The sequence below is a fragment of the Skermanella sp. genome, assembly GCF_059503625.1.
Genome location: NZ_JCACHA010001035.1, coordinates 1 through 5,966, shown reverse-complemented (window position 1 = coordinate 5,966; position 5,966 = coordinate 1). Strand labels below are relative to the sequence as shown.

At 66.2% G+C, this 5,966-nt stretch carries 8 protein-coding genes; 3 read left to right on the top strand and 5 right to left on the bottom strand.

The features are described 5' to 3' along the window. Positions 1 to 125: 125 nt before the first annotated feature. Positions 126 to 593 carry an alpha/beta fold hydrolase gene (locus AC5JJ6_RS37675; protein WP_496046950.1) on the bottom strand — a complete coding sequence of 156 codons (468 nt, stop codon included), beginning with the start codon at positions 591 to 593 and terminating at the stop codon, positions 126 to 128. Positions 594 to 596: 3 nt separating this feature from the next. After that, on the bottom strand, positions 597 to 992 hold the full coding sequence (locus tag AC5JJ6_RS37670; RefSeq protein ID WP_496046949.1) for an alpha/beta fold hydrolase: 396 nt from the start codon (positions 990 to 992) through the stop codon (positions 597 to 599). 107 nt (positions 993 to 1,099) lie between these two features. Here AC5JJ6_RS37670 and AC5JJ6_RS37665 point away from each other — a divergent pair, with 107 nt between their 5' ends. The 3 genes from AC5JJ6_RS37665 (at position 1,100) to AC5JJ6_RS37655 (ending at position 3,080) form a co-directional block, all read left to right on the top strand. Next, positions 1,100 to 2,005, top strand: coding sequence for a LysR substrate-binding domain-containing protein (locus tag AC5JJ6_RS37665; RefSeq protein WP_496046948.1), 906 nt, complete (start codon positions 1,100 to 1,102; stop codon positions 2,003 to 2,005). Positions 2,006 to 2,086: 81 nt separating this feature from the next. Continuing rightward, on the top strand, positions 2,087 to 2,791 hold the full coding sequence (locus tag AC5JJ6_RS37660; protein WP_496046947.1) for an AzlC family ABC transporter permease: 705 nt from the start codon (positions 2,087 to 2,089) through the stop codon (positions 2,789 to 2,791). Beyond that, positions 2,781 to 3,080 (top strand): AzlD family protein, encoded by a 300-nt coding sequence (locus tag AC5JJ6_RS37655; protein ID WP_496046946.1) that lies wholly within the window; start codon positions 2,781 to 2,783, stop codon positions 3,078 to 3,080. The genes AC5JJ6_RS37660 and AC5JJ6_RS37655 overlap by 11 nt, the downstream gene beginning before the upstream one ends. On the opposite strand, the gene AC5JJ6_RS37650 is transcribed toward AC5JJ6_RS37655, so the two are convergent. From AC5JJ6_RS37650 to AC5JJ6_RS37640, 3 genes are all read right to left on the bottom strand, one after another. Beyond that, on the bottom strand, positions 3,073 to 3,843 hold the full coding sequence (locus tag AC5JJ6_RS37650; protein ID WP_496046945.1) for an alpha/beta fold hydrolase: 771 nt from the start codon (positions 3,841 to 3,843) through the stop codon (positions 3,073 to 3,075). The genes AC5JJ6_RS37655 and AC5JJ6_RS37650 overlap by 8 nt on opposite strands. A gap of 6 nt (positions 3,844 to 3,849) precedes the next feature. Further along, positions 3,850 to 5,145 carry an O-acetylhomoserine aminocarboxypropyltransferase gene (locus AC5JJ6_RS37645; protein WP_496046944.1) on the bottom strand — a complete coding sequence of 432 codons (1,296 nt, stop codon included), beginning with the start codon at positions 5,143 to 5,145 and terminating at the stop codon, positions 3,850 to 3,852. A gap of 176 nt (positions 5,146 to 5,321) precedes the next feature. Next, the coding region (locus tag AC5JJ6_RS37640; RefSeq protein WP_496046943.1) for an anti-sigma factor family protein at positions 5,322 to 5,966 on the bottom strand (645 nt) is incomplete at its 5' end.

The window sequence follows — 5,966 nt, the reverse complement described above, 5'->3', positions numbered from 1 at the left end:
GATGTCGTTGTCCATCCAGCGCGTCGGGATCGCCAGATAGTGCGGGTACTTCTCCCGGCTTTCGATATCGGTAGTCACGTCCCCTGCTCCCCTGCCGTGTCTTCGCCTCCCGTCATACACCGTGCTTACCGATCCAGGAAGCTCAGCAATGCCGCGAGCACGGCGCCCGGCGCCTCTTCCGGCAGGAAGTGCCCGCTAGCGATCTCCCGTCCCGTCACGTCGTCCGCCCAGCGGCGCCAGATCTCCAGTGCATCGTAGGGACGTCCGTCCGTGTCATGGCTGGCCCACAGCGCCAGCACGGGGCAGCCGATGCGCCGGCCCGCCTCCCGGTCCGCAGCGTCGTGCATCCGGTCGATGCCGGCTCCCGCCCGGTAGTCCTCGCAGACGGCATGGATGACGCCGGGTTTCCTGAAACAGCGCCGGTATTCCTCGAAGGCGGCGGGGTCGATCGCGTCGGGATCGGCGCACCATCCACGAACCGTCCTGCGCAAATACTCGTCGGGAGCGGCGCCGATCACGGCTTCCGGCAGCCCGTTAGGCTGCGCAAGGAAAAGCCAATGGTACACCGCCAGCGCCATGCCGGCGTCCATCATTTCTCACATATCCAGCGTCGGCACCATGTCCAGAACCGCAAGCCGCGTTATTCTGTCCGGGTGGTCCAGCGCCAGACGATAGGCCACCCGGCCGCCCCGGTCATGCCCGGCCACGGCGAAGCGGCCGAAGCCGAGTTCCGTCATCAGTTCCACCATCGCCCGTGCCATGGCTCGCTTCGAATAATCGCCGTCATGCGGGCCTGAACTGTCGCCGTAGCCGGGCAGGTCGGGGATGACGACGGTGAAGCGCGCAGCAAGTTCCGGGGCGATACGGTGCCATGCCGCGTGGGTTTCGGGATAGCCGTGCAGGAGGAGCAGGGGCGGACCGCTGCCGCCGGTTGCGACCATCAAGTCGCCGCCGGGCAGGGCAACCATCTCGGATGCGAATTTTTTGAACATTGAAACTCCGGGTTCCCAACCGCCGTTGTTGTGAAACACGTCCGTCACCGGAGAGAACACTACGGCCTGCGGAAGAGATGTGAAAATTCAAAAGGTTGATCAGCCGCATGCCGGTCCGTCATACCCCGCCCCCGCCAAACCTCGACGTCGATCTGCTCAGGGCCTTCGCGACGCTGGTGGACACCGGCAGCTTCACCCGTACCGGTGAATTGCTCGGCCGGACCCAGTCGGCGGTCAGTGTTCAGATCAAGCGCCTGGAAGATCTGGTCGGCGCCCGCCTGTGCGACCGCAGCGGCCGCAGCGTCGTCCCGACTCCCGCCGGCGAACAGTTGCTGGGCTATGCAAGGCGTATCCTGTCGATCAACGACGAGGCGGTCGGAAGGCTGGTGATGCCGCCCGTGCGCGGCACCGTCAGGCTCGGCACGGCAGAGGAGTTCGCGTCCCAGTTCCTCGCCGATATCCTGGCCGAGTTCGTCCGTTCCTTCCCGACGGTCACGCCGGAGATCACCGTCGATTCATCCGCCGTCCTGCAATCCGGCGTGGAGGCGGGGCTGTTCGACCTTGTGCTGGTGAAGCACGTTCCCGGCGAAGATCCCGGCACCACCATCTGGCGCGAACCGCTCCACTGGGTCGCGAAGGCCGACTGGGTCGACGTACGGGACGGACCGGTCCCCCTTGCGGTATCGCCGGCACCCTGCCTCTACCGGCGCTTCATGCTCGCGGCACTGGGGCAGATGGGACGTTCCTGGGAGATCCGCTGCACCAGCGCCGCCGTCTCCGCCCTTCAGGCCGCCGTGGTCGCCGGGCTGGGCGTCACGGCGCTGGCGCGCAGCACGATCCTGCCGGGCATGAGGGTGCTGACGCCGGACGAAGGCTTCCCGCCGCTTCCCGACAGCTCGATCGCCTTGGTTCCCCGGTTCGGCGCGGCAACTCCGGCGGCCGAACGGCTGACGCATTTCATCCTGGACCGGATGGCGATCCCGCACATGTCAGGCATACGCAGCGTTAAATGACAATGATGTTGACCTAATTGGCATTAACCGCTTAAATCCACGCATCAATGTGTAATCTTATTTTAAAAACAGCGTTTTCAAATGTCTGAAACAAACAACTCGCCCGTTCTCTTCACCCGCGCCGGTGTTGCTGCCGGAGCCTTGCGGACTCTCCCCGTCGCCACCGGCGGGCTGGCGTTCGGCGTGTTCTACGGCTTCCTCGCGGGACAGAACGGCCTGACGCTGCTGGAAACCGCTTTGATGAGCGCCTGGATCTTTGCCGGCGCGTCGCAGTTCCTGTCGGTCGAACTATGGGGCGATCCTCTCCCCGTCGGCGCCCTCATCGCGACCGTGCTCGTCATCAACGCGCGCCACATCCTGATGGGGGCGACGCTCGGACCGTGGCTTAAGCACATCCCGTCCTGGAAAGCCTATGGCAGCCTGTACTTCATGACCGACGAGTCCTGGGGTCTCAGCGTCGCCGACATCCGCAACGGCGGGCGGGACGCCGCTTTCCTGCTCGGCAGCGGCCTGACGCTCTTCCTGTTCTGGAATACCGGCACGATCCTGGGACGCATCTTCGGCGAGATGTTGCCGGACCTGAACCGCTACGGCATCGATTTCCTCGGCACCGCCTTCTTCGTGGCATTGCTTGCCGGGTTCTGGCGCGGACGCGGCGACCTGATCCCCTGGATCGTCGCCGCCGCCGTGGCCGTGGTCATGGAACGTTACGTACCCGGAACATGGTACATCCTGGGCGGCGCACTGGCCGGCTCTCTGGTGGGAGCATTGCGCCATGTCCGGTGAATACCAAGGTGTCGCCGTCATTGCCCTGATGGGGCTCGCGACCTACGCCACCCGTGCCGGCGGCTTCTGGCTGATCCAGCGCATGCGCCCGTCTCGCTTCCTGGAGGTCTGGCTGGGCCAGATCCCCGGCGCCGTCTTCGCCGCCTTGTGCGCCCCCTTGGTGCTGAACTCCGGCCCGGCGGGTTGGGTGGCGGGGCTGCTGACCCTCGCCGTAGCCCGCCTGAGCGGCAATTTCCTGGCCGCGATGGCGACGGGTGTCGCCGCCATCGCCTTGCTGCGCCTCATATAACCGACATCAGTGCGTCCGTCACCGCATCCGGTTCCTCGACCATCATCATATGGCCGGAGCCGTTCAGAACCACGGTCCGCGCACCGGGTATCTTCCCCGCCAGCGCCCGGCCGGCCTTGGCCGGCGTCATCCGGTCGGACGCTCCCAATATCAGGGTCGCCGGACACCGGATGTCCGGCACTCCCTTCCAGGCATTGCAGGCCGCCAGATCGTTGGCGAGCACTCCCGGACGCGCCTGCCGCATCAGTCTCAGCCCCGCGCCGATCTGCCACAGGCCGGGGGCGGCCGAAGCGCCGCGATGGGTGCCGAAGCCCCAGCCGATCACCATAGCGATGGCCTTGTAGTCGTTGGCCGCCGCCAAGGCCAGCAGGTCCGGATGGACCGGCATCCGCTCCGCGACGCCGAGCAGCGCCAGCGCCCGCACCCGCTCCGAATGCCGCGTCGCGGCCTCCAGCGCCGTGATCGCCCCCATCGAGTGGCCGGCCAGCGCCGCCTGTTCGAAGCCCGCCGCGTCGATCAGCTTCGGAACCCAGTCGGCCAGTGCCTCGATCGTCGCCAGGGGCCCCCCGCCGGAGCGCCCATGGCCCGGCAGATCGATTGCAAGCACCGAGCGTCCGTGATGGGCGAGATACCGTGTCTGAAGGCTCCAGACGGAATGATCCATGCCGGCGCCATGGATCAGCACGGTCAGCGGCAGACTACGGTCAAGAGCCTTCCCGCCGGTGGAGGCGAACACGGTGTTGCCTGAAACGGTGAGTTCCATGGCCGGTCAACCCTTCTGCGAGGCGCGCAGCGCCTGCCGAAGGTCGGCGATCAGGTCGCCGGCATCCTCCAGCCCGACCGACAGGCGGATCATTTCCTCGCCGATCCCTGCATCGGCCAGCGCTTGGGCATCCATCTGCTGGTGCGTCGTGCTGGCGGGATGGATCACCAGCGACTTGGCGTCGCCGACATTGGCAAGATGGGAGAACAGCCGAAGCGCCTCGATGAACCGCCGCCCCGCATCGCGCCCGCCCTTGATGCCGAATGTGACGATCGACCCGGCGCCGTTGGGCAGCAGCCGCTTCGCCAATTCATGGTCCGGATGGCCGGGCAGGTCGGGATGGCGGACCCACGCGACTGCATCGGAACCCTCCAGGAACTGCGACACCCTGCGGGCATTGTCGACATGGGCACGCATCCGCAGCGGCAGCGTCTCGACCCCCTGAAGGATCTGGAAGGCGTTGGTCGGGCTCATGCAGGCGCCGAAGTCGCGCAGACCCTCGGCCCGCGCCCGCATGATGAAGGCCGCCGGGCCGAATTCCTCGGCGAAGTCGATGCCGTGGTAGCCGGCATAGGGCTCAGTCAGCGTCGGGAACTTGCCCGAACCCTCCCAGTCGAACCCACCGCCATCCACCAGCGCACCGCCGATGGCGACGCCGTGCCCGCCTAGCCATTTGGTCGCCGAATGCATGACGATGTCGGCGCCATGCTCGAACGGCCGGCACAGGTACGGCGTGGTGAAGGTGCTGTCTATCATCAGCGGCACTCCGGCCGCGTGCGCGATCGCGGCGACTGCCGGGAGGTCCAGCACCTCGAGACCGGGATTGCCGATCACCTCGGCGAAGACCAGCCGCGTTTCCGGCCTGATCGCGGCGCCGAATGCCGCAGGGTCGCGCGGATCGACGAAGCTTGTCGTGATGCCGAAGCGGGGCAGGGTATGGGTGAACAGGTTGTGGCTGCCGCCATAGATGGCCTTGGACGCGACGATGTGCCCGCCGGCTCCCATCAGCGTGACGATGGCAAGGTGCAGTGCCGCCTGTCCGCTGGCGGTGCAGACGGCGCCGACGCCGCCCTCCAGCGCCGCGATCCGCTCTTCCAACACCGCCACCGTCGGGTTGGAGATCCGGCTGTAGATATGACCGGGGCGCTCCAGGTTGAACAGAGCCGCCGCATGGTCGGTATCGCGGAAAACGTAGGAGGTCGTCTGATAAAGCGGGACGGCGCGGGCGCCTGTCGTTGGATCGGGCTGCTGTCCGGCGTGCAGGCTCAGCGTGTCGAACTTCAGAAACGGGCTGTCGGACATTGCGCCGTTCTTCCTCCCCGAAGAATCTGGCCCGAAGAATCTGCGGGCAAAAAAGATGAGGGCCGCTTGGTGCGGCCCTCTTTCTTTATTGCCTCGCCTGCTCAACTCGAGCGATGAACCGGAGCCTATTGTGTCAAATCACCGCAGTCAAGCAGGTTGGTTGCATCGGCCATAGGTTACATGTCTTTCCGCTTAATGTCCCCGACTGGCTGGGCAGCCGGGGGCTGCTTGGCGGCCTCGGGCGGCGGCGGTGCGGCAGGGGGAGGGGCCGGCGGAACGTTGCGAATCTTCAACTCGCGATAGACGGTCTGTGTGATGTTCATCAACTGGTCGCGGTCCAGCCGGCCGATCAGCGCATAGGCGATCGATCCCTCGACCCAGTAGAACATCGACACGTCGCCCTTCTGGACGAAGCTGAAGGCCGCTTCCTGCCCGGCCTTCGGCGTACCGACGAACAATGTCAGGCGACGCTTGCCATCGTTCTCGTACATGTATTGGGCACCGACGCCCGTTGCGGTCGGCAGCGACCTTCCGCCGATCAGCCGGAAACCGGCGCCCGACAGATCCGGGCCGAAGATCCGGCGTCCCAGCCGTTCCGACAGCCAGCTATCCAGCGCACCCCGGTCCTCGCCACCCATTTCGACCGCGAAACGATTGTCCGACGCGTAGAAGGTATGGGCCTGGACGGCTTCCTGGGCGAAGCTCTGGAGCGGCGGCTGCTGCTGTTCGACCACTGTCGGTTCCGGATCGCGCAGCATCCAGCCACCGGTTCCACCGGCCAGAAGCAGCACGACGGCCGCCGCCATCCGGGCGAAGGGGGA